Source organism: Xanthomonas hortorum pv. cynarae (genome assembly GCF_002939985.1).
Taxonomy (GTDB): Bacteria; Pseudomonadota; Gammaproteobacteria; order Xanthomonadales; family Xanthomonadaceae; genus Xanthomonas; species Xanthomonas hortorum_D.
This window is the reverse complement of record NZ_MDFM01000017.1, coordinates 25,509-51,015: the sequence shown is the minus strand read 5'-3', so window position 1 is coordinate 51,015 and position 25,507 is coordinate 25,509. Positions and strand designations below refer to the sequence as shown.

General features: G+C 64.3%; 18 protein-coding genes. 8 read left to right on the top strand and 10 right to left on the bottom strand.

Going from position 1 to position 25,507, the window contains the following annotated elements:
* Positions 1–84: 84 nt before the first annotated feature.
* From XcyCFBP4188_RS13075 to XcyCFBP4188_RS13050, 6 genes are all read right to left on the bottom strand, one after another.
* Positions 85–921 (bottom strand): ATP-binding cassette domain-containing protein, encoded by an 837-nt coding sequence (locus tag XcyCFBP4188_RS13075; protein ID WP_046932804.1) that lies wholly within the window; start codon positions 919–921, stop codon positions 85–87.
* On the bottom strand, positions 918–1,712 hold the full coding sequence (ssuC, locus tag XcyCFBP4188_RS13070; RefSeq protein ID WP_046932807.1) for an aliphatic sulfonate ABC transporter permease SsuC: 795 nt from the start codon (positions 1,710–1,712) through the stop codon (positions 918–920). Before ssuC ends, XcyCFBP4188_RS13075 begins: the two co-directional genes overlap by 4 nt.
* Positions 1,713–1,833: 121 nt before the next feature.
* The gene (locus tag XcyCFBP4188_RS13065; RefSeq protein ID WP_104592273.1) at positions 1,834–2,817 is read right to left on the bottom strand and encodes an aliphatic sulfonate ABC transporter substrate-binding protein; all 984 of its coding nucleotides are present in this window, start codon (positions 2,815–2,817) and stop codon (positions 1,834–1,836) included.
* Between the two features lie 11 nt (positions 2,818–2,828).
* On the bottom strand, positions 2,829–3,869 hold the full coding sequence (mgrA, locus tag XcyCFBP4188_RS13060; protein ID WP_046932809.1) for an L-glyceraldehyde 3-phosphate reductase: 1,041 nt from the start codon (positions 3,867–3,869) through the stop codon (positions 2,829–2,831).
* 16 nt (positions 3,870–3,885) lie between these two features.
* Complete coding sequence (locus XcyCFBP4188_RS13055; protein ID WP_104592272.1) at positions 3,886–5,214, bottom strand: LLM class flavin-dependent oxidoreductase; 1,329 nt, start codon at positions 5,212–5,214, stop codon at positions 3,886–3,888.
* Between the two features lie 64 nt (positions 5,215–5,278).
* Positions 5,279–7,534 (bottom strand): TonB-dependent receptor, encoded by a 2,256-nt coding sequence (locus XcyCFBP4188_RS13050; RefSeq protein ID WP_233397308.1) that lies wholly within the window; start codon positions 7,532–7,534, stop codon positions 5,279–5,281.
* 273 nt (positions 7,535–7,807) lie between these two features.
* Here XcyCFBP4188_RS13050 and XcyCFBP4188_RS13045 point away from each other — a divergent pair, with 273 nt between their 5' ends.
* Positions 7,808–8,116 (top strand): GIY-YIG nuclease family protein, encoded by a 309-nt coding sequence (locus tag XcyCFBP4188_RS13045; protein ID WP_043909698.1) that lies wholly within the window; start codon positions 7,808–7,810, stop codon positions 8,114–8,116.
* A 45-nt stretch (positions 8,117–8,161) separates the two neighbouring features.
* A complete protein-coding gene (locus tag XcyCFBP4188_RS13040) occupies positions 8,162–8,869 on the top strand; it encodes a glutathione S-transferase (RefSeq protein WP_006451614.1) in 708 nt (235 codons plus the stop codon).
* A 160-nt stretch (positions 8,870–9,029) separates the two neighbouring features.
* Here XcyCFBP4188_RS13040 and XcyCFBP4188_RS13035 read toward each other — a convergent pair whose 3' ends face one another.
* The 3 genes from XcyCFBP4188_RS13035 to XcyCFBP4188_RS13020 all read right to left on the bottom strand — a co-directional run bounded on the left by XcyCFBP4188_RS13035 (position 9,030) and on the right by XcyCFBP4188_RS13020 (position 13,185).
* Positions 9,030–9,845, bottom strand: a complete 816-nt coding sequence (locus tag XcyCFBP4188_RS13035; protein WP_043909693.1) for a DUF3014 domain-containing protein — start codon at positions 9,843–9,845, stop codon at positions 9,030–9,032.
* A 569-nt stretch (positions 9,846–10,414) separates the two neighbouring features.
* Positions 10,415–11,584, bottom strand: coding sequence for a lysozyme inhibitor LprI family protein (locus XcyCFBP4188_RS13025; RefSeq protein ID WP_006448803.1), 1,170 nt, complete (start codon positions 11,582–11,584; stop codon positions 10,415–10,417).
* Positions 11,581–13,185 (bottom strand): SulP family inorganic anion transporter, encoded by a 1,605-nt coding sequence (locus XcyCFBP4188_RS13020; protein WP_104592285.1) that lies wholly within the window; start codon positions 13,183–13,185, stop codon positions 11,581–11,583. Before XcyCFBP4188_RS13020 ends, XcyCFBP4188_RS13025 begins: the two co-directional genes overlap by 4 nt.
* A gap of 413 nt (positions 13,186–13,598) precedes the next feature.
* Here XcyCFBP4188_RS13020 and XcyCFBP4188_RS13015 point away from each other — a divergent pair, with 413 nt between their 5' ends.
* Positions 13,599–14,675 carry an aldose 1-epimerase family protein gene (locus XcyCFBP4188_RS13015; RefSeq protein ID WP_080949606.1) on the top strand — a complete coding sequence of 359 codons (1,077 nt, stop codon included), beginning with the start codon at positions 13,599–13,601 and terminating at the stop codon, positions 14,673–14,675.
* Positions 14,676–14,808: 133 nt separating this feature from the next.
* Here XcyCFBP4188_RS13015 and XcyCFBP4188_RS13010 read toward each other — a convergent pair whose 3' ends face one another.
* A complete protein-coding gene (locus XcyCFBP4188_RS13010) occupies positions 14,809–15,282 on the bottom strand; it encodes a DUF3574 domain-containing protein (RefSeq protein ID WP_006448806.1) in 474 nt (157 codons plus the stop codon).
* A 228-nt stretch (positions 15,283–15,510) separates the two neighbouring features.
* On the opposite strand from XcyCFBP4188_RS13010, the gene XcyCFBP4188_RS13005 reads away from it, so the two are divergent.
* The 5 genes from XcyCFBP4188_RS13005 (at position 15,511) to XcyCFBP4188_RS12985 (ending at position 25,227) form a co-directional block, all read left to right on the top strand.
* Positions 15,511–17,946 carry a TonB-dependent receptor plug domain-containing protein gene (locus XcyCFBP4188_RS13005; RefSeq protein ID WP_104592270.1) on the top strand — a complete coding sequence of 812 codons (2,436 nt, stop codon included), beginning with the start codon at positions 15,511–15,513 and terminating at the stop codon, positions 17,944–17,946.
* Between the two features lie 276 nt (positions 17,947–18,222).
* Positions 18,223–18,981: a trehalose-phosphatase gene (otsB, locus tag XcyCFBP4188_RS13000; RefSeq protein WP_006453085.1), complete on the top strand. Its 759-nt coding sequence runs from the start codon at positions 18,223–18,225 to the stop codon at positions 18,979–18,981.
* Positions 18,982–19,027: 46 nt separating this feature from the next.
* A complete protein-coding gene (locus XcyCFBP4188_RS12995; RefSeq protein ID WP_104592269.1) occupies positions 19,028–20,806 on the top strand; it encodes a glycoside hydrolase family 15 protein in 1,779 nt (592 codons plus the stop codon).
* Positions 20,803–22,170, top strand: coding sequence for an alpha,alpha-trehalose-phosphate synthase (UDP-forming) (gene otsA / locus XcyCFBP4188_RS12990; protein ID WP_104592268.1), 1,368 nt, complete (start codon positions 20,803–20,805; stop codon positions 22,168–22,170). The genes XcyCFBP4188_RS12995 and otsA overlap by 4 nt, the downstream gene beginning before the upstream one ends.
* A 618-nt stretch (positions 22,171–22,788) precedes the next feature.
* On the top strand, positions 22,789–25,227 hold the full coding sequence (locus XcyCFBP4188_RS12985) for a glucose/quinate/shikimate family membrane-bound PQQ-dependent dehydrogenase (RefSeq protein WP_172839320.1): 2,439 nt from the start codon (positions 22,789–22,791) through the stop codon (positions 25,225–25,227).
* The last annotated feature ends 280 nt before the right edge of the window (positions 25,228–25,507 follow it).

The following is a 25,507-nucleotide window of genomic DNA, read 5'->3' as shown; positions in this document are numbered from 1 at the left end:
CGATGCTTGAGAAACGGGTTTGCCTTGCGCATTGGCATTGGCATTGGCGTTGGCTTAGACAGTCTCGGGCCGACGACCAGCCCGCTAGACGATCCGCCGCAACGGCACAGTGGCGTGCGTCGCAGCGCCCTGCCGCGCATCGACATCTTTGGCGTCCTCGGCGTTCTCCGTGGCCGCTGGCACCGGCAGCTGCGCCGTCCCCAGCAAACGCGACAACACCTGCGCCTGGATCGCCGCCAAGGCCGGTGCACCTGGTGCACGCGGATGCGGCACCGGCACTGGCACATCCAGGCCGACATGGCCGTGCTCGATCAGCACGATGCGGTCGGCCAGCGCACTCGCCTCGGCCACGTCATGCGTGACCAGCACCAGGGTGAAACCATGCTGCCGCCACAGCTGCACGATCAGCTGCTGCATCTCGATACGCGTCAACGCATCCAGTGCGCCCAGCGGTTCGTCCAGCAGCAACAGCCGCGGCCGATGTACCAAGGCGCGCGCCAGGGCCACGCGCTGGCGTTGACCACCGGAGAGCGTGGCCGGCCAGTCGCCGCCGCGCGTGCCCAGCCCCACCGCGTCCAATGCCGCCTGCGCCTTGGCACGCCCGGCACGCCCCAGGCCGAGCGCCACGTTGTCGATCACCCGCTTCCACGGCAGCAGCCGCGCGTCCTGAAACATCAGCCGCACTGCATCACGCTGCGCAGCCAACGGCGCCTGCCCGCTGGCGACCGTGCCGGTATCGGCCGCTTCCAGCCCGGCGATCACGCGCAACAAGGTGCTCTTGCCGCAACCGCTGCGCCCCACAATCGCCACGCTGGCACCGGGCGCGATGTCCAGATCGATGCCGCGCAACACCTCGGCATCGCCATAACGCTTGCCAATCCCGCGCAAGGTCAGCGGCAGGCCGGTCTCGACCGCGCTCATCTGCGCAGCTCCGCACGCTGTTGCTGCGCCGGGTGCCAGCCCAACCACCAGGCTTCCAATCCGCGTGCAGCCAGATCGGCCAGCTTGCCGAGCAATGCGTACAGCAAGATGGCCACCACCACGATGTCGGTCTGCAGAAATTCGCGCGCGTTCGTCGCCAGATAGCCGATGCCGGAACTTGCGGAAATCGTCTCGGCCACGATCAGGGTCAGCCACATCAAACCCAGTGCAAAGCGCAACCCGACCAGAATCGACGGCAACGCACCCGGCAACAACACATCGACAAACAGCTGCGGGCCGCGCAAACCGTAATTGCGCGCCATCTCGATCAGTGCCGGGTCCACGCTGCGGATGCCGTGGTAGGTATTGAGATAGATCGGGAAGAAGGTGCCCAGCGCCACCAGAAACAACTTGGCGCCCTCATCGATGCCGAACCACAGGATCACCAGCGGAATCAGCGCCAGATGCGGCACGTTGCGCAGCATCTGCAAGGCGCTGTCGAGCAGACGCTCGGCCACGCGCGACACGCCGGTGAGCAGGCCCAGCGCAAACCCAATGCTGCCGCCGATCGCCAGGCCCACTGCCGCGCGCCAGCTGCTGATCGCCAGGTGTTGCCACAACTCGCCGCTTTGTACCAGCGTGACAGCCGCACGCAGCACCGCGTCCGGCGCAGGCAGAATGCGCTGCGGCAACCAGCCACCGGAGGCGGCGATCTGCCAGGCCACCAACAGGGCCAATGGCAATAGCCAAGGCACTAGTAGATTGCCAAAACGACGCGAGCGGGTACTCATTGCGGAACCTTGATGATGTGGCGACGCATCGCAACAACAGCGCGTATGTGCACGTTTCCGGAGGCCCGGCACCCGTTCCCGATCCCGCTTGCGTTTGCGTTTGCATCTCTGGTCCCGCGCATCACTTGCCCGCCGCCTGTTTGCCCGCCGGCGATGCAACGGCAACCGCTGGCGCGCGCCACACCGCCGGTGCCACCAACACCCGCTTGGGCAACAGGCGCTGCGCGTAGAACAGATCGGCAGTCGCCTGCTGCGCCTTGATGACCTCGCCGCTGAGCGGCTGCACGCTGGCCGGCGGGCGATGGGCCAGCGTGCGCTCGACCACTGCAGGCGGCAGCCCGCTCACCTGCGCCAGCACGCGAATGCTGCCGGCGCGATCGCGTTCCAATAGTCCGTCGGCCTGATTGAGCTGCCCTATCACCTGCTGCACGAACGGGCCCCACGCGGTGGCATAGCGCCGCGAAGACAGAAAGAAGCCGCCGGTCAATCCCAGCCCTTCGCCGTTGGCGAGCAGGCGCGCACTGCCATCCAGCGTCAATGCCGAATACCACGGGTCCCAGATCGCCCAGGCATCCACCTGCCCTGCAGCGAAGGCTGCGCGTGCATTGGCCGGAGACAGATACAACGGCGTGATGTCGCGCATGCTCAGGCCCGACTTGGCCAACAGCCGCAGCAACAGGTTGTGCGCACTCGACCCTTTCTGAAACGCAACCCGCTTGCCTTTGAGATCGGCCACGCGCCGCAGCGTGCTCTTGGCCGGCACCAGAATGGTCTCGGCCTTAGGCGTGGGCGGCACCCAGCCCACATACACCAGATCGGCACCGGCGGCCTGCGCAAACAATGGCGGAATATCGCCGGCACCGCCCAGATCGATGCTGCCCACATTCAAGGCTTCCAGCAATTGCGGCCCGGCCGGAAACTCGATCCAGGTAATTTTGGTGCGCGGGAAGCGTTGTTCCAGCAAACGATGCTGCTTGGCCAGCACCAGGCTCGACACCGCTTTTTGATAGCCGATACGCAACTGCGCCGGCTCGGCTGCCCACGCCGGTTGCAGCCACGCGATGCTCGACAACAGCAACGCAACAAACACAAAGCGGTAGCGCATCGGAATCCTCCTCATTGCCAATCGGTGGACGGTTTTTCCCAGAGGTTGACGCCACCCTCGACCGCAAAGCGATCGATCTCGGCCAACTCTTCGGCACTGAAGGCAGGCGACTGCAAGGCCGCGACGTTTTCGATCAACTGCTCCGGGCGGCTGGCACCCAGCAAGGCCGAGCTCACGCGTGGATCGCGCAGTACCCAGGCCAACGCCAACTGCGCAAGACTCTGCCCGCGCCGCTGTGCGATCGCATCCAGCCCGCGTGCGCGCTGCAGGTTGTCCTCGGACAGATGTTCCGGGCGCAGCGACTGCCCACCCGGACGATTCACCCGCGCATCGCTGGGCACGCCATTGAGGTATTTGCCGGTCAACAAGCCCTGCGCCAGCGGGGTGAACGCGATCACGCCGGCACCCACCTCGTCCGTGGCATCGAACAACTCCTGCTCGGCCCAGCGATTGAACAGGTTGTAGGCCGGCTGATGGATCAGCAGCGGCACCTTCCAGTCGCGCAGCAGCGCGGCGATCTCGCGCGTGCGCGCCGCCGAGTACGACGACACGCCCACGTACAAGGCCTTGCCCTGCTGGACCGCGCTGGCCAATGCGCCGGCAGTCTCTTCCAATGGCGTGTCCGCATCGAAGCGGTGCGAGTAGAAGATATCCACATAGTCCACGCCCAGCCGCTGCAGGCTCTGATCCAGGCTGGACAGCAGGTACTTGCGCGAACTGCCGCCCTGCCCGTACGGGCCCGGCCACATGTCCCAACCCGCCTTGGTGGAAATGATCAATTCGTCGCGATACGGCTTGAAATCCTCGCGCAGCAGGCGGCCGAAGTTGATTTCCGCGCTGCCATACGGCGGGCCGTAGTTGTTGGCCAGATCGAAATGGGTGATGCCCAGATCGAAGGCGGTACGCAGCAAGGCGCGCTGCGTGTCGATCGGCGTGCTGTCGCCGAAGTTGTGCCACAGGCCCAGCGACAGTGCCGGCAACACCAGGCCGCTGCGGCCGACACGGCGGTAGGCGATACGGTCGTAACGATCGGGGTGTGCGAGATAGGTCATCAGAATGTCCGGTAGATCAGCGTGCGCTGAAGCGATTGGCGGGGCGTGCCAGCCCCAGATGATCGCGCAACGTGCGCCCTGCATAGTCACGCCGGAACAGCCCGCGTCGCTGCAGCTCCGGCACCACGTGATTGGCGACATCGGCCAGGCCGCCGGGCAGATGCGGCACCAGCACGTTGAAACCATCGGCTGCGTCTTGCTCGAACCAGGCCTGCAACTCATCGGCAATCTGCATCGGTGTGCCGATCAGGCTGTAGTGCCCGCGCCCGCCCGCGATGCGCCGACCGAGCTGGGCAATGCTCAACTGCTCCTGCCCGGCCAACTCGGTGAACAACTGCTGGCGACTGCGCTGGCCGGTTTCGGTGAGCGGCAGCTCCGGCAACGGGCCATCCGGCGGATAGCCGGACAGGTCGAAGTTGCCCAACATGCGCGACAGCAGCGCGATGCCGACTTCCGGCTCCACCAACTCCTGAAACTGCTCGAATTTTTCCTGCGCCTCGGCCTGGCTTTGCCCCACCACGACGAACACACCCGGCATCACCTTCAATGCATCGCGCGCGCGCCCGAACTGTTCCAGTCGGTCCTTGATGTCTGCATAAAACGCCTGCGCCTTGGCCAGCGACGACTGCGCGGTGAACACCACTTCGGCAGTCTCGGCCGCGAGCGCACGCCCTGGCTCGGACGAGCCGGCCTGCACCAGCACCGGATGCCCCTGCGGCGCCCGCGCGATATTGAGCGGGCCGCGTACCTGAAAGTGCGGGCCGCGATGGTCCAGCACGTGCAGCCGTGCGGGATCGTAGTGCACGCCAGAGGCAGTGTCGGCGATAAAGGCATCGTCGTCCCAGCTGTCCCATAGCCCTGCGACCACTTGCTGAAATTCGCGCGCCCGCGCATAGCGCTCGGCATGCACGTAATGCGCATCGCGGTTGAAATTCAGCGCCTCGTCGGCGGCATCGGAGGTGACCAGATTCCAGCCGGCACGCCCAGCGGACAGATGATCCAGCGAGGCGAACTTGCGCGCGACGTGATACGGCTCGTTGTAGCTGGTGGTCATGGTGGCGATCAACCCGATGCGCTCGCTCACCACCGCCAACGCGCTGAGCAACGTGAGCGGCTCGAACAGGCTGGAGCGCGCCATCCGCGACGCCACCGGCCCGCCGGCCGCAGCCAGGCTGTCGGCGACGAACACCGCATCGAACTTGGCGGCCTCGGCAATGCGCACCATCTGCCGGTAATGATCGAACACCAGCGGATCGGCACTGGCGTGCGGATGCCGCCATGCGGCCACGTGATGGCCAGTGGCCATCAAAAATGCGCCGAGCGAAAGCTGACGTGCGGCGCTCATTGCAGCCCACCCTGCGTCGCGCCTGCATTGCTCAAATCACTGTCGAAACACATCACCGGCATCGTCAAAAATCCTTATGCAACTGCAGCCCGACATAGCGCTGATCGTCGCGCGGCACCAGCCGGAACACATTGCCGGTGGCATTGGCCAGCAGCGGTGCATACGAACGATCGCCCAGGTTGCGGCCAAGCACTGCCACCCGCCAGCCATGCACATCGTCGGCCAGCGCGATGCTGGCATTCCAGATCGCATACGGGCCCTGGATGGTCTGCGGAGTCTGGCTGAGGTCGTACTGCACGCTATCCTGCCAACTCACATCGCCATTGAATTCCAGCGCCAGACTGCCGCGTAACGGCACCCGATAACCGGCGCGCAGATTGCCTTTCCAGTCAGGCGAAAACGGCAGTGGCCTGCCATCGACATTGCAGTTGGCCGCTGCGGCGGCGGGGCAGGCAAACCGCAGGATGCGCGCCTGTGTATAGGCAAGCGATGCGGCCAGGCTGAGCCGCTCGGTGGGTCGATACTCCAGATCCAGCTCAAGGCCTTGCGTGCGCACCTGCCCGGCGTTGATCAAGCGTGTCACCACCTGCCCGGCCACGGTGTCGAAAAAGTTGGCCTGATAGTTGGCGTATTCGGTATGGAACAACGCGACGTTGGCACTGAGGCGATCATCCAACGCACGCGCCTTCAAGCCGAGTTCCCAGGCATTGGAGGTTTCCGGCTTCAGCGCCGGCGTGTCGCGCGGCTGCATGTTGAAGAACACGTTGTAGGCCGGGCCCTTGTAGCCGCGCGAATAAGTGAGGTAGCCGGTGGTCTGCGCATCGAAATCGTATTGCAGGCCGGCGCGACCCGACACGCCGTTTTCTGCAGTGCTGCCACTGCTTGCCGTGGAGGGCTGGATGCCGGTGACTGCGGCTGCGGAGCTGGAGACGCGCCGATGTTGATAGTCGAGCGTGTCGCGGGTGAAGCGCGCGCCCAGCAACGCACGCAGATCCGGGCGCCAATGCCAGGTGGCCTCGCCGAACGCCGCATACGTTTCTGCACGCGTGCCGTAATCGGCCACACCCACGTTGCTGGCGGTCGGCGAGGTCACCGTGCGGCGATAGGTTTCGTCGTTGCGCGCGTGCAGGTAATACAGCCCGGCCACCGCTTCCACTGCGCGGTCGCGCGGGGTCTGGATGCGCAATTCCTGCGAATACTGTGTGTACCCCAGATCGCCACGATCGTGCGAGGACGGAAACGCCGCGCTGCGTTGCGCAGTTCGATCGCCATCCTGGAACTGGGTGTTATCCCACTGCCGCCACGCGCTGATCGAGGTGAGCAACGCCTCGCCAAGATGCTGATCCAGCTGCAGCGAGGCGCCTTTGTTGATGTCTTCCAGGTGCGTGCGGTAATCGCTGTTGATCTGCCGGTTGTCGGCGCTGGCGATCACTGGCGCAAGGGCTGCGGCGAAGTCCGCACGCGTGCTGGTCACCACCACACCGCTGGGCGCGTCGCTACGCGATTGCAGGTAGTCGGCGAGCAGCGTCGCGTTCAAGCTCGGGTTCGGGGTCAGATCCAGCCGCAGCCGCGCACCGGAGCGTTGGTAACCATTGACGGTCTGGCCGTCGGCCACATTGCGCACATTGCCGCCGTACTCGGCCCACAACGCCGACACGCTGGCCTTGAGCACCTCCGGCACCAGCGTGCCGCCCACACTGGCGCGCACACGGTCTTCGTCGCCGCCACCGAAGTGCGCGTAATCCACATAGCCACCGAACACATCTGGCGCCGGCTTGCTGACGATATTGAGCACGCCGGCCGAAGCGTTCTTGCCGAACAAGGTGCCCTGCGGCCCGCGCAGGACTTCGATGCGTTCGATATCGAGCAGATCCAGCGTGGCCTGGCCCGGCCGCCCCAGCACTACGCCGTCGATGACCGTGGCCACGCTGGGCTCGACGCCCGGCGAGGTGGAAATGGTGCCCACCCCACGCAGGAACAACGAGGTGTCCTTGTTGGAGGCGCCGGTGCGAAAGGTCAGGCTGGGCACCAGCGCCGGCAGGTCGGCCACGCTGTTGCGGTTTTCGCGCTCCAACGTTTCGCCCTGCACCACCGACACGGCCACCGGCACTTGCTGCAAGGTGGTCTCGCGACGTGTGGCGGTCACCGTCACCGCGCCCAGAGTCTGCGCGGCGCGATCCGGTGTGGCCGCAGCCTCGCCCACCTCATCGGCCAGCACCGGCGTACATGCCCACGCCAGACTCCATGCCAACACCTGCGGCTTAGCCAACCATTTCGAAGCAGCAAAGATCCTTGCAGGGGTCCGGTGTCGCGCGGGCATGTATGTCCTTTCGTGGCGTCAGCTGTCTTGTGGCAGCGTTAGTGACTTCGGTTATTCGAGAGCGCCGTGCGTGCGCGGCGAACAAGGTGCAGCGCAGACCCGGCAGGCGGTTCAATGCAATAGCGCATGCTGTTTGCAGCTGCCGCGAGCGTCAAATAACCAATGTTTAGGTGGTTATTCACTCACGCACCGCAGTGCGTGCGGATAGCCAGCGCCAAGCGCGCTCGAAGACCACCGATGCACAACATCGAGTCAAGTGGCGATAATGGGTTCATGGATGCACCCAAGCCCTGGCACCTCTACCTGCTGCTGTGTCGCAACGGCAGCTATTACGCCGGCATCACCAACGATCTGGAGCGCCGCTTCCAGGCACATCTGCGTGGCACCGGCGCGCGCTACACACGCGCACATCCACCACTGGAAGTGCTTGCCAGCCACCCGTACGCGAACCGCGCCGCCGCCTCGCGCGCAGAGTGGCAGCTCAAGCAGCAACCGCGCACGCGCAAGCTGGCCTGGTTGCTGGCGCAAGCGCACGACGGCGCCGAGTCACAGCTCACTGACGCATCGATCACACCCGCCTAGCCGTGTGTTTTCTACGCTGCACCGCCATCAATCGCGGAGCAGCGCATGCACTATCAGCTCTACTACTGGACCGGCCTGCAAGGCCGCGGCGAATTCGTCCGCCTCGCACTGGAAGATGCCGGCGCCGACTACACCGACGTGACGCGCGTGGAAGGCGATGACGTGATGAATGCCTTTCTGGAAGGTCACCAAGCCGGCGCCCAGCCGTTCGCACCGCCCTTCCTCAAGGCCGGCAAAACGATGGTTGCGCAAGTCGCAGCGATCCTGCATTTCATTGGGCAGCAGCTGAAGCTGGTACCGGAATCGGATGCACTACGCATCCAGGCATTGCAATTGCAGCTGACCATCACCGACCTGGTGGCCGAAGTGCACGATACCCATCATCCGATCGCCACCGGCCTGTATTACGAAGACCAGAAAGCCGAAGCGGCCAAGCGTGCCAAGGACCTGCGCGAGAACCGCCTGCCCAAATTCCTGGGCTACTTCGAACAGGTGCTGCAGCAGGCCGGCGGCATCCATGTACTGGGCGCGCACTCGTATGTGGATCTATCGCTGTTCCAGCTGATCAGCGGGCTGGAATACATGTTTCCCAAGCGCATGGCAACGCTGTCGACCGATCTGCCCGGCCTCAAGGCCTTGCAGCAGCGCGTGGCCGAGCGTCCGCGCATTGCCGCCTATCTCGCATCCGAGCGACGCGTGGCGTTCAACACCAATGGCATTTTTCGCCACTATCCGGAGCTGGATGCGGCGTAATCGATACGGCGGCGTCTCCTGCATCGCAACGCAACGCAACGCATTGCAACGCAAGTAGCACCGAAATTACCTGCTCCGATGCCGACACCGGATGCATGCCACTGCAGCATGCAAGGCCGCACTCAGTGCGGCCTTATCCTTGCATCGATCGCAAGCCGCCTCAACGTCCCTGCAGCAATGCCGTCCGAATTCGCTGCAACTGCACCTTCACCGCAGCGGCCTGCGTCGGCCCCAGCCGCAACACGGCTTTTTGCCCAACCGACAGCGCTTCCAGCGCAGGATCGACAAAGCGATAGCGACCGCGTTCGTCGCGCACCACCTTCATCGGTTGCGCCGGATCCGGCGTACGTAACAGATGATCGATCACATCGATCACGCGGTCGTTGAAGTAACGATCCGGCGCGCCGAGATCGGCATATGCCTGCTGAAACAGCGGGTAGAAACGCACGTAACTGCGCACCAACGCCTGCGCATCCACCCGGGTGAATGCCGCCACGTAAGGCGCATAACGCGCCGCATTGGCCTGATCGATCACAACAGCGCCAGCGGCATCGGAGACCTGCAACTCACCCGTCACCGGCTGCAGCACCGAGACACGGCGGCTGATGCTGGGCTGGGTCAGATTGTCGATCATCACCACAACGCGCTCGATCAGATGCTTGCGCACCACGATCGACAACGCGCCATCGTCCTGCACCAGGTCCAGCAATGCCTGCCAGGCAGCCGCATCGCTCTGTGCCAGCGCAGGAATCGCAGCGTCAGCGGCATCGACCGAGGGCGCCTGCACCTGATGCCGTGGCCCGGCCGGCACGGGCGGCGCTGGAGTCACAGCGGCTGCCACAGCGCTTGCGGTCTGGCTGATCGGCGCAGGCAACGCGCCCGACGGATTGGATGAACCGCTGAATAGCCACCAGGCGGCACCGGCCACGATTGGCACCGCCAGCAGCCACGGCCAACGCGAAGACTTCGATTGCATCGTGAAACTCCTTACATCGACAACATCCATGGTGTGACCATGAGATGGCGCGGTGGTTCCATCGATTTAGTGGGTCGAGGGCGCGATGCCCTCACCGCTCGCGGGACACGCCGCAAGTACCTCCATGTAGGCTCGGTGGCGGCATCCATGCCGCCACACGGTCCCGCAATCGGCGAGGACACCGCACCAGACAGTTTGCTGGCTGCTTTGCTGAAAGCCTTTCTGTCACTCGGCTTGCCTTGGGAAGCTGATCGGACGCGCTGTTACCCAAACGACGCACGTCATGCATGGCTTGCACCATGCGCAGCGACCATCCCGACTGGTCCTTGCCCGCCCACCGTCGCGGGACCTTACGCGGCATGGACGCCGCGTAAGAGCCTACACGGACGTACTTGCGGCGTGTCCCGCGAGGGTGGGCGGGCAAGGACCCTGCAGCCAAACCGCAGATCGCAGGCTTCGGCTTCGGCTTATCCACATTACCTAGTCTCGGACCAGGACGCCCGGCGTTGCCGCATCAAGCAACAACGCCAGCCGTCTCATATCCGCGAAGTTAGGTGTGCCCGCCGCGCTCAGCTTGCGAAATCCAACCGCGCATTCACCCAAGCCGCCACGATCGCGGCAGCCACCTGATCGGCCTGTTTCGCAGGCAGGCGCTTCTCGCGCACCAGCCACGCCGCCGTGTCGGCACGCACCTTCGGCAGCAACGCGCGCACGGCCTTGCGTTGCGCCGCCGGCCAATCGCTGTCTTCCCCGTTCCAGGCCGCAATCGCCTTGTCCGGATCGTCGCCGTAGCTCTTGCGCAGTGCAGGCGTCAGATACAACAACGGCGACACCGACGCGCGTAGCGCGATGATTTTCCACTCCGCGTAACTGGCGTAGCGAATGGTGCCGGCATCCTTGCTCAATGCCTCGATCAACCCCGCGAAGCCCGCATCCAGCTGTTTCCAGCTGGCCAATGCAAACAAACCGCCCGGCGGCTTGCAGATCGGCGCGAACCCGTCGCGTGTCGACCCATACAGCGAGCCGAACGCGTTGTATGCCGGCTCACCCACCGCAGCAAAGATGAAGCAATGCACGTAAGGACGCTGATCGCTGTCGTCGCGCTCGATCCACAAGCGTAGCAACGTCAAGACGCGTTCTGGTGCCTGTATGGCCGGCATGCCATCCACATCGTCGAGCAACGACGCCGCAAACGTGTCGACCTTGCGCAACGCCTTGCGCGCACTCTCGAACCGCGCATTGGCCAGCGCCGCATCCACCCCCGCCGCAGGCACGAACTGATGCAAGTAAGCCAGCCATGCCGAGGCAAGCGGCGTGTCGTAGCCCTGCAACTGGCGCGCCGCGTCGGCAGGCGCCGTGGGAATGCTGGCGATGATGCGATCCAGTGCCTGTTGCTGTGCAGTCAGCGCCTTGGCCAACACATCGGCTCTGGCCTTCAATGAGCGCTGCAGGCAGTCGTCCAGCTTGGCGTCCTGCGCGCAGGCATTGCGCTGGCGCAGCCACGCCCGTTGCTGATCGCGCACGCTCGCCACCGAACTGCGCGGCGTGGTCTCCACCAGCGCCCGATAGGACTCGTCCAACTGATCGTCCAGATCACCGAGCGCCGGCACCGCACACAGCCGTTTTTCGACCGCAGTGCTTGCCTGCTTGCAATCGAACGAGGCCGCCCAGGCACCGCTTGCACCCAGCAACAGGGCACCACCAACCACTATCCGCACCGCGGCCGAGCGATAGTTCATTGCAATGCTTCCTTGCGTGCAGGCAGCAGCGACAGCAGCAACAACGTCACCGCCAGCGCGACGTAGGCACCGACGAACTGCCAGCTGATCACCCGCGCCAACCCTTGCAGCGACCACGGCAGATAAATGCCGCCGCGCGGGTCCACCGAATGGATCAGGCCAAACAACGTCAGGCCAGCGGCCACCAGCAGAAACACCGCACCGCGTCGCAGCCGGCCATCGATCATCGCCGCCACCGCCGCGATCCACAGCATCGCGGTGATGATGAAACCATTGCCCAGCGCGAAGATCACCGCCAGCTCCGGCAGGCCGTGACCATCGAGTTTGGTGGTCAGCGCAATCAGTTGCTCCGGCGGAATCCAGCCCGGCGCCTTGATGGTCAGCAGGTACGCCACCGAAGGCAGAAAGCCCAACACCATCGCGCTGGCATGATGCTTGGGCGTGGCCTGAAACGCTTGCGTGGTGATGTCGATCGACACGTACACGATGATCGGTGCCAGCACCGCCAGCGGCAGCCACTGCACCAGCCCGCTGATCACACCCAGCATGCCGCCGATGCCGACGAACAAGCCGGTCAGCAACGTATAGCCCGAACGTGCGCCCATGTGCTTGTACGCCGGCTGGCCGATATACGGCGTGGTCTGCGCCACGCCGCCGCACACGCCTGCAACCAGTGTGGCGAAGGCTTCCACCAGCAGAATGTCGCGGGTGCGGTAGTCATCGCCCGCAGCGCGTGCGCTCTCGCTGACATTGATGCCACCCACCACCATCAACAGACCGAAAGGCAGCAGCAACGGCAGGTACGCCACCGTGGCCGACAGGCCTTCGATAAAGCCCAGGTTCGGCAGCGGCAACACGATCTTCGGCGTCGCCCAGTCCGGCACTGCAAAACCCGGCGCACCCAGTCCGGCCAGTCCCAGCCCGTAATACAACGCGGTGCCGATGACGAAGGCGACCAGCACACCCGGCAACTTGGTCGGCAACCGGCCCTTGGCCAGCAGCACGTACAACAGCAGACCCAAGGTGACGAAGCCGGCCACCGGCGAACGCAGCGTTTCCAGCAGCGGCAGCAAGCCCATCAGCACCAACGCAATGCCCGCGATCGAACCGAGCAGCGCCGCACGCGGCAGCGCGCGCGTGACCGCCTCGCCAGCAAACGACAGCACCAGCTTGAGCAGGCCCATCACCACCAGCGAGGCCATGCCGAGTTTCCAGGTGGCGATGGCGGCCGCCTGCGGATCCAGCCCCTGCGCCTTGAAGGCGACGAACGCCGGGCCGAGCACCAGCAATGCCATGCCGATGCTGGTGGGCGCATCCAGGCCCAGCGGCATCGCGGTGACGTCGTCGCGCCCGCTGCGTGCGGCCAGCCGCCGCGCCATCAAGGTGTAGAGCAAATTGCCAACCAGCACGCCGAACGCAGTGCCAGGAAACATGCGTTCGAATATCACGTCAGCGGGAAACTGGAATATCCCGATGAGCGCCATCGCGATGAAGCCGAGGATGGACAGATTGTCGACGACCAGGCCGAAGAAGCCATTGAGGTCACCGGCGACGAACCAGCGGGGCGAAGCGGTAGAGGCGGAAGACATGGGGCAGGCGATTGCATGGGGGTCGGGTGATGGTACCCGGAAGCATGCGCGCGCAGCGCAGCCTCGGCAACGCAACGCAGGCGATCGTTTTTGCACGTACTGGTGCAGCGGCGCGGTCCCTGCCGGGCAGCAACACTGCGATATGAATGACCATCCACCTACACATCAACGAAAAAAGCGATCACCAAGCGTAGCGATGCGCAACCGGTGCAACAGGAACGCCGTCAGCGACTACTCTGACCATCGAGGGCGTTCAGGTACCCGGCTACCCTTCATAACGGAGAATCCCCCCAATGATTACTGTTCGCTCGCTCATTGCTGGTTGCATCGTTGCTGCCGCCCTGCCAGCCCATGCCATGGACTACGCACTCATCGCACCTGACAAACCGGTCCAGGAATGGAGCATCAGCAACGATCAGCTCGGTATCCACGATGGTCCCCCCTTCAAAGTCAGCTTGCGCCGCCTCAGCGGCGGCCGGCAGGAAGGCAGCGCGCTGATCGAGATCGATACCGGAGCCATGCAATTAACCGTCGTGCCCACCCGCGGCATGAACGTCCTGCGCGCTCAAGTCGGCGCCTTACGCCTTGGTTGGGACTCTCCGGTCAGCGAGGTGGTCAATCCCGCTTTCGTCAACCTGGAAAGCCGCGGTGGTTTGGGCTGGCTGGAGGGTTTCAACGAATTGGTGGCGCGTTGCGGATTCGAGTGGCTCGGCCACCCTGGTGAGGATCGGGGAGAACTCCTGACCTTGCATGGACGCGCATCCTATTTGCCCGCACACACTGTCGTGCTCAGTATCGACGAGCGTGCGCCGCACCGAATCAGCCTGAAAGGCGTGTTGAACGAGCAAGCTTTCAAGAAAGTCGATTTCCGGATCGATACCGAACTGACCACCGAGCCTGGCGCAACCGCTTTCACGCTGCATGACCGGCTTACCAATCAAAGCGACCAACCTGGCGAATACCAGGTTCTTTACCACAGCAATTTCGGCGCACCATTACTTGAAGAGGGGGCCCGCTTTGCAATACCGGTGCGTGAAGTTTCCCCATTCAATGCGCGAGCGCAGCAGGAACTCGCCAATTGGCAGACATTCCGCGGCCCTGCAGCCGGATATGGCGAGACGGTGTACAACGTCTACCCCATCGGTGATGGCACCGGGCAGAGCCTGGCAGTTTTGCATGACAAACGCGCACAGCGAGGCATCGCACTGGCCTTCAACGTCAAACAGTTGCCAGTATTTTCCTTATGGAAGAATACCGACAGTCAAACTACCGGCTATGTCGCGGGTCTGGAGCCAGGCACCAGCTTCTCCTATAACCGCAGTTTGCAACGCGACCTCGGCCTGGTCCCCACGATTGAAGCCGGCGGTACGCGCGATTTCATTCTTCATTACCGACTACTTCCTAGTGCAGCAGCCGTGCGCACGGCACTGCATGACATTGCAACATTGCAACATGGTCATCCGCCTAAGGTCCGGCAGACACCACTGGCACAGGAGCATTAGCGCACGCGCCTGGCCCGTACTGAAAGCGACGCAATTGCGCAATACCCAGCAATCGTCTTGTGAGCCGCTCTTATGCCTGGTGAAAACGAAACACCGTTGACCGCCTTGCGATGGAACGCCTGACAGGCGTTGCTCAGAACGACACCTCAACCGCCTGCCGCGACCACAGCACCGACTGGTGACCGGTGGCCTGCTTCCAGGCCAGACGGATCGCCTCGATATCGTTGCGCCGCTGCGGGCTGTCCTCGTGCAGGATCACCAGCACCTTGGTGCCCAGCCGGTTCGGCTCCTTGGCGCCGCGAAACAGCCACTGGCCGTAGGCGTCGAACACGGTCAGCCCATCCGGGAAGCGCGGCGTCACTTCCTTGTCCAGGAAGGCGCGCCATTGGGTCTCATCGATGGTGCGGGTCTGCGGGCGATCGGCCGGGCCGGTTTCCTCGCCCACGCCAAAGTACAGCTCACTGCGCACCCAGCCGCGGGCGGTCGCGGGCCGCGCCGCATCGCCTTGCAGGCTGGCAGTGGTCGAGCCCGGCGCCCCGCCGGGAGTGGTGGCGCAGGCGGACAACGCCAACATGGCAGCAAGCAGGCAGGACGGCAGCAACTTCATCGACTTCTCCACAACGGGTATTTGTTACAACGGATCGGGGCAGGCTCATGCAGGCCGGGCATCAGCTGATGCCGGCGTGCGCGCACTGTGCCATCTCGCACGCGTCTGAACAACGCGATAACATCTCTCCATCCGGATGAATGTGGACGATCCGAACCCCTTTGCGCCCCTGCCCGGCCGGATGCCGACCGCGCGGCGCGTTCGCAATTGCTGTCGCAGGAGAGAGAAATGACCAGCCCCACCCTTTCGGCTATCGGCCTGGCCGTCGCCGCCGTGTTGAGCGCCAACGCACAGGCCCAGCAGGCCGCCCCCGGCGCCCCAACGCTGGACACGGTGATCGTCACCGGCACCCGTGCCAGCGACCGCACCGTGCTGGAATCGACCGTGCCGGTGGACGTGCTCACCGCCGAGGACATCCGCAAGGCCGGCGTGGTCAACGGCGAGCTCGGCAGCGCGCTGCAGGCGTTGCTGCCCTCGTTCAACTTCCCGCGCCAGTCCAACTCCGGCGGCGCCGATCACATCCGCGCTGCGCAGCTGCGCGGGCTCTCGCCTGATCAGGTGCTGGTGCTGGTCAACGGCAAGCGCCGGCATACCTCGGCGCTGGTCAATACCGACAGCAAGATCGGCAAGGGCACCACGCCGGTGGATTTCAATTCCATCCCGATCAACGCGATCAAGCGCATCGAAGTGCTGCGCGACGGTGCCGGTGCGCAGTACGGCTCCGATGCCATTGCCGGCGTCATCAACGTGATCCTGGACGACAACCCCGAGCGCGGCGAGCTGGAAGCCAGCTTCGGCGCCTACAACACCGATGTGGAGCCGATCAATCGCCGCGTCACCGACGGCCAGAGCAGCTACGCCAGCGCCAAGGTCGGCAGCCTGCTCGGCGATGACGGCGGCTTTTTCAAGGTGGGCCTGGAGCTGAAGAATCGCGAGGGCACCAACCGCGCCGGCTTCGATCAAATTCCCTCGTTCGAAGAACAGACCCCGGCCAATCTGGCGCTGGCTGGCCAGCGCAATTACGTGCTCGGCGACGGCGCCACCAAAGGCCTGAACGCCTGGCTCAACACCAAGATTCCCTTCAGCGCCAACGGCGAGTTCTACGCCTTCGGCACCTACAACCAGCGCGACACCGAAGGCGCCAACTACTTCCGTTATCCGGATGGCAGCGCCAACTGGCGCGAGATCTACCCCAACGGCTATCGGCCGATTTCCGAAGGCGAGAATCGCGACCTGCAGATCGTCGCCGGCGCCCGTGGGCAACTCGGCAACTGGGACTACGACGCCAGCGTCAACTACGGCCGCAACGACTTCACCTACCGGCTGCGCAACTCGCTCAACGCCTCGCTCGGCCCGGGCAGCACCACCCGCTTCAAGACCGGCGATTTCGCCTTCGCGCAGACCGTGGGCAATCTGGATCTGACCCGCGTGTTCGATGCCGCCGGCGCCACCCATACCTTCGGCACCGGTGCCGAATTCCGCCGCGAGCAGTACCGCACCCACGCTGGCGACCCGGCCAGCTATGCGGCCGGCCCGTTCACCGATCGCCCCACCGGCTCGCAGGCCGGCGGCGGGCTCACCCCGCAGGACGAAGCCGATCTGTCGCGTAATGTCGCCAGCGCCTACGCCAACGTCTCCAGCCAGTTCGGCGACAAGTTCTCCACCGACCTGGCCGGCCGCTACGAGCATTACCAGGATTTCGGCAGCCAGTGGACCGGCAAGCTGGCGGCGCGCTACGCCTTCGCCCCGGCGTTCGCGCTGCGTGGCGCCATCTCCAACAACGTGCGTGCGCCCTCGCTCAGCCAGATCGGTTATGAGGCCACGTCCACCGGCTACGACGCCGCCGGCCGCCTCACCCAGGGCCGCCTGCTGTCGGTCAACAACCCGATCGCACGCGCGCTCGGCGCCACCGATCTGAAGCCGGAAAAATCGCTCAACTACAGCCTGGGCTTCACCAGCAAACTGGGCGATCACTTCGACCTGTCGCTGGACTTCTTCCAGATCGACATCGACGACCGCATCGCGCTGTCCGAAGACATCACCGGCGACACGCTAACGGATTTTGTGCAGCAGAACTTCGGCGTCACCGGCGTGCAGAGCGCCAGCTACTTCCTCAACGCCGCCGACACCCGCACCCGCGGCGCGGAGCTGGTCGGCAACTGGCGCCAGTACGCCTTCGGCGGCGACCTGCTGCTGACCGGCACTTACAGCTACGCCAAGACCGAATTGAAGAACGTCATCGGCACCCCGGCGCAGCTGCTCGCACTGGACCCGAACTACGTGCTGTTCGGCGTCGAAGAGAGCAACACGCTCACCGATGCAGCGCCACGCACGCGCGCGGCCCTGGCGGCCAACTGGAACAACGAGCACTGGAACCTGCAGACCCGCGTCAACCGCTACGGCAGCGCAACGCGCGTGTTCGATTTCGGCGGCGGCTTCGTGCCACGCCAGACCTACGGTGCCGAGTGGCAGCTGGATCTGGAGGCCGAGTACCACCTGGGGACGCAGTGGACGCTGGCGATCGGCGGCCAGAACATCCTGGACAATTACTCGGACCGCTCCATCGACGATATCGCCTACTTCGGCAACCTGCCCTACGACGTGCTCTCGCCGATCGGCAGCAATGGCGCGTACTGGTATGGGCGGGTGCGGTATAGCTTCTGAGCAACAACACAGACTTAAGCCAAAAACGCAGGCTGCAAGCCCTCTTTCTCCACGGGAGCGTGCTCTAGCCCCTCTCCTGCGGGAGAGGAGTTGGGGTGAGGGTACGGGCGAAGCCCTCGTGCCGTTCCAACTGCACGTGGCTTCGCTCGTACACTCATCCGCCCCTGCGGGGCACCTTCTCCCGAGGGGAGAAGGATAGGCAGTCGTACGTGTCTGACCAGCACTCCTCGGCATTGCATAACCTGAATCTCACGCCCGATTGCGCACACTAGCGCGATGGCAGACGTGCACTCCCCCCTTCCGTCGCCGCCATTGCTGGACGATGCCTGCGCATTGTTTCTGGACGTGGACGGTACCCTCATCGACTTTGCCGACAGCCCCGAGGCTGTGCGGCTCTTGCCCGAGGTCCGCGAGGCTATCGGGCAATTAAGCGACCGGCTGCATGGTGCAGTCGCACTGGTCAGCGGGCGACCGCTCTCGCAACTCGACGCCTTGTTCGCGCCCTTGCTGCTCCCAGCCGCCGGCCTGCACGGACATGAATTACGCAGCGACATCGCCGCACGCGCCGCGATGCCGCAAGACACCTCCGAGTGGTTGCACGGCTTGCACCAGCGCGCCGCCGCGCTCACGCATCAACACCCCGGTGTGCTGGTCGAAGACAAAGGCGTCAGCGTCGCGCTGCATTGGCGCGCGCAACCAGTTGCAGGCCCCGACGTGCTCGCCTTCGCGCAACAGGAAATCGCCCAGCTGTCCGGCTATCGCCTGCAACCGGGCGACCACGTGGTCGAATTCGTGCCCGAAGGCAGCAACAAGGGCCTGGCGGTCGAACAACTGATGCAGCACGGCGCATTCGCCGGCCGCACGCCGGTATTCGTCGGCGACGATCTCACTGACGAATTCGGCTTCGAAGCAGCCAATCGCCTCGGCGGATGGAGCGTACTGGTCGGCGATCGCGTGCAGACCAGCGCGCGCTTCCGCGTCGATGGCACTTCCGATGTGCATGCATGGCTGCAACGCAACGCGCGCACTGCCTGAGCGCAGCGCGCCTTCTCTTTCTCTTCAATAGGATCGTTCGCACTCCATGACCGAGCCAAACCTGGATCTGGGCGTCATCGGCAATTGCAGCTTCGGCGCATTGGTCGATCGGCAGGCACGCGTGGTGTGGAGTTGCCTGCCGGCTTTCGATGGCGACCCGGCATTCTGTTCGCTGCTCTCGCCCAAGGGCGAAGGCGGCGACTTCGCCGTCGAGCTGGAGGACTTTGAAAGCAGCGAGCAACACTACCTGCCCAACACCGCGGTACTGCGTACCGTGTTGCGCGACAGCCATGGCGGCGAAGTGGAAGTGATCGACTTCGCACCGCGCTGGCGCAATAACGGGCGTTTCTATCGGCCGGTGAGCATCATTCGGCAAATCCGTCCGCTGGCCGGTAACCCGCGCATCATCGTGCGCGCACGCCCGTTGGCCGACTGGGGCGGCCGCACGCCGGAAACCACCTGGGGCAGCAATCACATCCGTTGGGTACTGCCGGAATTCACCCTGCGCCTGACCACCGATGTGCCGGTGCGCTTCGTGCGCGATGGCTTGCCGTTCGTGCTCAGCCACCCGGTCAATCTGGTGTTGGGCGTGGACGAATCGCTCACCCGCTCGCTCACCGGTTACGTGCAGGAAGCGCAGGAACGCACCGAAGAATATTGGCGCGAATGGGTGCGCTATCTGTCGATTCCACTCGACTGGCAAGAGGCGGTGATTCGCAGCGCGATCACGCTCAAGTTGTGCCAGTACGAAGACAGCGGCGCCATCATTGCGGCGATGACCACTTCGATTCCGGAAGCGCCCAATACCCCACGCAACTGGGACTACCGCTATTGCTGGCTGCGCGATGCCGCCTTCGTGGTCCGCGCGCTCAATCGCCTGGGCGCCACGCGCACGATGGAGCAGTTCATCGGCTATATCTTCAACATCGCCACCAGCGACGGCACCTTGCAGCCGCTGTACGGCATCGGTTTCGAGTGGCAGCTGGAAGAGCACGAAGTCGACACCATGGACGGCTATCGCGGCATGGGCCCGGTGCGACGCGGCAACCTGGCCTGGATTCAAAAGCAGCACGATGTATATGGCAGCGTGGTGCTGGCTTCGACGCAGCTGTTCTTCGATCTGCGTCTGAAGGATCAGGGCGATGCGGATACTTTCCGTCGCCTGGAGCCGCTGGGCGAGCGCGCATTCGCGCTGTACAACGTCCCCGATGCCGGCCTGTGGGAATTCCGCGGCCGCGCCGAAGTGCATACCTACACCGCTGCAATGTGCTGGGCCGCCTGCGATCGCCTGTCCAAGATAGCCGACCGCCTGGTGCTGCCCGAGCGCAGCGTGTATTGGAGCGAACGTGCCGACAGCATTCGCGAGCGCGTGCTGACGGAAGCCTGGAGCGACGAACACGGCCATTTCACCGACACGCTCGGTGGTCACCGCCTGGATGCCTCGCTGTTGTTGCTGGCCGATATCGGCATCGTGGGCAACGACGACAGCCGCTTCGTGCGCACCGTGGAAGCCGTCGGTCGCGTGCTCAAGCATGGCGATGCGCTGTATCGCTACATCGCACCGGATGACTTCGGTGCGCCGGAAACCAGCTTCACCATCTGCACGTTCTGGTACATCGACGCGCTGGCCGCGATCGGTCGCAAGGACGAGGCGCGCGAGCTGTTCGAGCGCATTCTCTCGCGCCGCAATCACCTCGGCTTGCTGTCCGAGGATCTATCGTTTGAAGACGGCGAAGCCTGGGGGAATTTCCCCCAGACCTATTCGCATGTGGGTTTGATCATTGCAGCAATGCGTTTGTCGCGGAGCTGGCAGGAGGCGTCATGAGTCGTTTGGTGGTGGTATCCAACCGCGTTGCAGTGCCCGGCGAAAACCGTGCGGGCGGCCTGGCGGTTGGCTTGTTGGCCGCGCTCAAGGAGCGTGGTGGGATGTGGTTCGGCTGGAGCGGCAAGACCGTGCGCGGCGACAGCGGCGGCATGCATGAGCAGACCGATGGCGACATCAAGTTCGTCACCATGGACCTCAACAAACGCGACATCGATTCGTACTACAACGGCTTCGCCAATCGCACCCTGTGGCCGCTGCTGCACTTTCGCCTGGACCTGGTCGATTACGACCGCGCGACGCGCGAAGGCTATATGCGCGTCAATCGGCTGTTTGCGGAAAAACTGGCGCCGTTGCTGAAAGACAGCGACACGCTGTGGATCCACGACTACCACATGATTCCGCTGGGCGCGATGCTGCGCGAGCTGGGTGTGGGCTGCAAGATGGGCTTCTTCCTGCATGTGCCAATGCCCTCGGCCGACCTGATGCAGGCCATGCCCGATCACGCACGCCTGTTCAGCACCTTCTATGCGTACGACCTGGTCGGCTTTCAGACCCAGCGCGATGCGGAGCGCTTCAAGGCGTACGTGCGTCTGTTCGGCGGCGGGCGCATTCTCGAAGGCGACATTGTCGAAGGCCCTGGCGGGCGCCGTTTCAGCGCCGCCTCTTTCCCGATCGGCATCGATACCGAGTTGATCGCCAACCAGGCAAAGGCCTCGGTCGGCAAGCAGGCGGTGCGCGATCTGCGCGAAAGCCTGCGCGGGCGTCAGCTGGCGATCGGTGTCGATCGTCTGGATTATTCCAAAGGCCTGCCGGAACGCTTCCAGGGATTCGAGCGCTATCTGGAGCGCTATCCGGAGCAATCCGGCAGCCTGACCTATCTGCAGATCGCGCCGGTGTCGCGCGGCGACGTCAACGAGTATCGCCAGCTGCGCGGGCAGCTGGAGCAGATCGCCGGCCATATCAACGGTGGCCATGCAGAGCCGGATTGGACGCCGCTGCGCTACGTCAATCAGAACTTCAGCCATGCCACGTTGACCGGCTTTTATCGCGCCGCTTCGGTCGGTCTGGTCACGCCGTTGCGCGATGGCATGAATCTGGTCGCCAAGGAATTCGTGGCGGCGCAGGATCCGGAAAATCCGGGCGTGCTGGTGCTGTCGCTGTTGGCCGGTGCGGCCGACGAGATGAAAGAAGCGCTGCTGGTCAATCCGCACGATCTGGATGGCGTAGCCGATGCGATTGCGACCGCGGCGAGCATGCCGTTGGCCACGCGCATCGAGCGCTGGCGGGCGATGATGGACCACCTGCGCAAGAACAACATCAATCACTGGCGCCAACGGTACTTGCAGGCACTGGCCGATATTTGATCTGGTTTCCGTTAGCAGCACTACGCTCACAGCGCACACGCGCTACCAGCACACAGATGCGCCGCGCACTGGCAGCGCATCCCTTCTCCCATCGGGAGAAGGTGCGCGAAGGGCGGATGAGGGTACGTTTGCCCGTACACGTGGAAAATGCGCCAAGTGAAAAATCCCGGCTGACACGAATCTCCATTCCCGAATCCCGAATCCCCGCTCAGCCGACCGAGTCAATAGCAAAATAGAGCTATGGCAGCATCATGCATTCGTCGCCGCACACGAATGCCACCAAGACCATCTGGCACCAACAGCACCCTATTCTTTCCGATTTGAGCAATTTCAGCACTCCATCCAAACAGGTTGGAACGCTGGTTCTCATTCCGTCACGGACACGCGGGTCTTTGCGGTCTAAAATATTCACATGATTGGCGCTGAGGACCCTGGGAGGGGCTGCGCGTTCATATCCTGACGTGCTTGTTTAGGGCGTTGTTCTTTAGATCGGGGCCGCCCTTTGCCAGCCTGTGATCTTTCTCCCTCCACGACTCGCCACCGTTTGCTGGTGCCTGGGTCCTTCCTGACATCTCAAAAATGACTGATCAATCCTCAAAACGTGGGCTAGGCACCTGGTTGCTGGTCGCCTATGCGGTGGTGATCGCCGTGCTCGGTGCGGTGCTTGCCTACGAAGGCGGCCGCCTGGTTGCCGTTGGCGGTTCCTGGTACTACCTGTTGGCAGGCATCGGCCTGTTCCTGGCTGGCGTCTTGCTGGCGCTGGGCAAGCGTGCCGGCCTGTGGCTGTTTGGCGCCACGCTGGCGGCCACCATCGCCTGGGCGCTGTGGGAAGTGGGCCTGGATGGCTGGGGCCTGGTCCCGCGGCTGGCCATGATGTCGGTGCTCGGCCTGGTGCTGCTGCCGTTCTGGGGCGTGGCGCGTCGGCGCATGCAGCCGTTGTCGGGTCTGGGCTATGTGCTGGTGACCGGCGTGCTGCCGATCCTGGGCGCAGCGCTGATCCTGTGGCCGTTGCTGGTACCGCGCAATGTCGAACTGGCCGATGCCTCCAAGCTGCCGGCCGAAAACGCAACACCGTTCAGCCGCGCCAACGTGCCCAGCCCGGACGGCAACGTCGCGGCCAACCACGATGCCAGCAACTGGACGTCGTACGCCGGCTCCAACCTGTCCAACCACTACACACCGGGTGCGCAGATCACCCCGGAAAACGCCAAGCAGCTCAAGGTGGCCTGGGAATTCCATACCGGCGATCTGAAGCCGGCCGGCTCCAAGCTGGGCTACGCCTTCCAGAACACCCCACTCAAGGTCGGCGACCTGCTCTACATCTGCACCCCGACCCAGAAAGTGATTGCGGTGGAAGCGGCCAACGGCAAGGAGCGCTGGCGCTTCGACCCGCAGACCAACCCGAAGGCGATGGCCGGCGTTGCCGCCACCACCTGCCGTGGCGTGTCGTACTACCAGGCGCCGGAAGGTACTGCCGAGTGCCCGACCCGGATCTTCTGGCCGATGGTCGATGGCCGCCTCGGCGCGCTGGACGCGCAGACCGGCAAGCTGTGCGCCAGCTTCGGCAATAACGGCTTTGTCGATCTCAATGCCGGCACCGGCAACACCAAGCCGGGCTTCGTCGGCCCGACCTCGCCGCCCGTAGTCATGCGCGGTGTGGTGATCCAGCCCACCGGCCAGGTGCGCGACGGCCAGGAAGGCGATGCGCCCTCGGGCGTGGTGCGTGGCTTCGATGCGCTCACCGGCCAGCTGCGTTGGGCCTGGGACCTGGGCAACCCGGCGATCACCGCCGAGCCGCCGGCCGGCCAGACCTACACCCGCTCGACCCCGAACGTGTGGTCGCTGATGTCCGCCGACGACGAGCTGGGCCTGGTCTATCTGCCCACCGGCAATGCCTCGGGCGATTTCTTCGGCAAGGGCCGCACGCAGCAGGATGAGGAATACACCGCCTCGCTGGTCGCCGTGGACGCGGCCACCGGCAAGGAGCGTTGGCACTTCCGCACCGTCAACCACGACCTGTGGGATTACGACATCGGCCCGCAACCGAACCTGGTCGATTGGCCGGTCGCTGGCGGCGGTACCCGTCCTGCGGTGATCCAGGCCACCAAGTCCGGCCAGGTGTTCGTGCTGGACCGTGCCACCGGCGAGCCGATCATGCCGGTCAAGCAGATCGCCGTGCCGCAAGGGACCGATCACGGCGATTTTACCGCTGCCACGCAGCCGATCTCGCCGGGCATGCCCAATACCGTGGGCGCGCCGAGCCGCGAATACGAAACCATCGTCGAATCCGACGCCTGGGGCATGACTCCGTTCGACCAGCTGGCCTGCCGTATCCAGTTCAAGCAGCTGCGCTACGAAGGCATGTTCACCCCGCCCACCCTGCAAGGCTCGCTGGCGTTCACCGGCAACCACGGCGGCATCAACTGGGGCGGCGTCTCGGTCGATCTGCAGCGCGGCATCATGGTGATGAACAGCAATCGCCTGCCGTACACCTTGCAGGTCTATACCCGCGAGAAAATGAACGAGCTGGGCGTGGTCTCGGTGTTCGACGGCAAGAGCAAGACGCCCGGCTACATGGCGCAGAAGGGCCTGGCCTACGGCGCCCGCAAGGAGCCGTGGATGTCGCCGCTCAACACCCCGTGCGTCGCCCCGCCGTGGGGCTACATCTCCGGTGTGGATCTGCGCACGCAACAGGTGCTGTGGCGGCGTCCGCTGGGCACCGGTTACGACCAGGGCCCGATGGGCATCCCGTCCAAGACCAAGTTCGAGATCGGCACGCCCAACAACAGCGGCTCGTTGGCCACCGCCGGTGGCGTGACCTTCATCGGCGCGACCCTGGACGACTTCATGCGCGGCTTCGACACCCGCACCGGCAAGCAGGTCTGGGAGACCCGCGTGCCGGCCGGCCCGCAGGCCGCCCCGCTGAGCTACACCATCGACGGCAAGCAGTACATCGTGGCCGCCGTGGGTGGACACGACCGCATGGAAACCAAGTCCGGCGACAGCGTCATCGCCTGGGCATTGCCGGACGATGCGCAGGCCACGCCGGCCAAGTAATCGGCCGACACTGCGTTAGTGAGTGCAACAGATTGAACCGACCGTCGTGAGACGGTCGGTTTTTTTGTGGGGATTGGAAGTGGGAATCGTAAGAGCGGTTTCGAGCGTCGCGGCTGATGGGAGGCGTGCGCGCGCTTCTAAAAACGCCCGCCGCAGACACGATTCCAGCGTGAAATCGGCCAGTGATATTTCACCCGAAATTTACATTTCAAAACTCAGATACCGACGCCGCACAACCATTCCATCACGTACCAAACCGCACTGAAACCGCTTCCAAATC

What these genes read in the sequence shown, in the direction of transcription:
- XcyCFBP4188_RS13010 (WP_006448806.1), bottom strand. Translation starts at nt 15,282, where the DNA reads ATGAAGTTGCTGCCGTCCTGCCTGCTTGCTGCCATGTTGGCGTTGTCC.
- XcyCFBP4188_RS13045 (WP_043909698.1), top strand. Translation starts at nt 7,808, where the DNA reads ATGGATGCACCCAAGCCCTGGCACCTCTACCTGCTGCTGTGTCGCAAC.
- XcyCFBP4188_RS12995 (WP_104592269.1), top strand. Translation starts at nt 19,028, where the DNA reads ATGACCGAGCCAAACCTGGATCTGGGCGTCATCGGCAATTGCAGCTTC.
- XcyCFBP4188_RS13055 (WP_104592272.1), bottom strand. Translation starts at nt 5,214, where the DNA reads ATGAGCGCCGCACGTCAGCTTTCGCTCGGCGCATTTTTGATGGCCACT.
- mgrA (WP_046932809.1), bottom strand. Translation starts at nt 3,869, where the DNA reads ATGACCTATCTCGCACACCCCGATCGTTACGACCGTATCGCCTACCGC.
- XcyCFBP4188_RS13005 (WP_104592270.1), top strand. Translation starts at nt 15,511, where the DNA reads ATGACCAGCCCCACCCTTTCGGCTATCGGCCTGGCCGTCGCCGCCGTG.
- ssuC (WP_046932807.1), bottom strand. Translation starts at nt 1,712, where the DNA reads ATGAGTACCCGCTCGCGTCGTTTTGGCAATCTACTAGTGCCTTGGCTA.
- XcyCFBP4188_RS13065 (WP_104592273.1), bottom strand. Translation starts at nt 2,817, where the DNA reads ATGCGCTACCGCTTTGTGTTTGTTGCGTTGCTGTTGTCGAGCATCGCG.
- XcyCFBP4188_RS13050 (WP_233397308.1), bottom strand. Translation starts at nt 7,534, where the DNA reads ATGCCCGCGCGACACCGGACCCCTGCAAGGATCTTTGCTGCTTCGAAA.
- otsA (WP_104592268.1), top strand. Translation starts at nt 20,803, where the DNA reads ATGAGTCGTTTGGTGGTGGTATCCAACCGCGTTGCAGTGCCCGGCGAA.
- otsB (WP_006453085.1), top strand. Translation starts at nt 18,223, where the DNA reads ATGGCAGACGTGCACTCCCCCCTTCCGTCGCCGCCATTGCTGGACGAT.
- XcyCFBP4188_RS13035 (WP_043909693.1), bottom strand. Translation starts at nt 9,845, where the DNA reads ATGCAATCGAAGTCTTCGCGTTGGCCGTGGCTGCTGGCGGTGCCAATC.
- XcyCFBP4188_RS13040 (WP_006451614.1), top strand. Translation starts at nt 8,162, where the DNA reads ATGCACTATCAGCTCTACTACTGGACCGGCCTGCAAGGCCGCGGCGAA.
- XcyCFBP4188_RS13075 (WP_046932804.1), bottom strand. Translation starts at nt 921, where the DNA reads ATGAGCGCGGTCGAGACCGGCCTGCCGCTGACCTTGCGCGGGATTGGC.
- XcyCFBP4188_RS13025 (WP_006448803.1), bottom strand. Translation starts at nt 11,584, where the DNA reads ATGAACTATCGCTCGGCCGCGGTGCGGATAGTGGTTGGTGGTGCCCTG.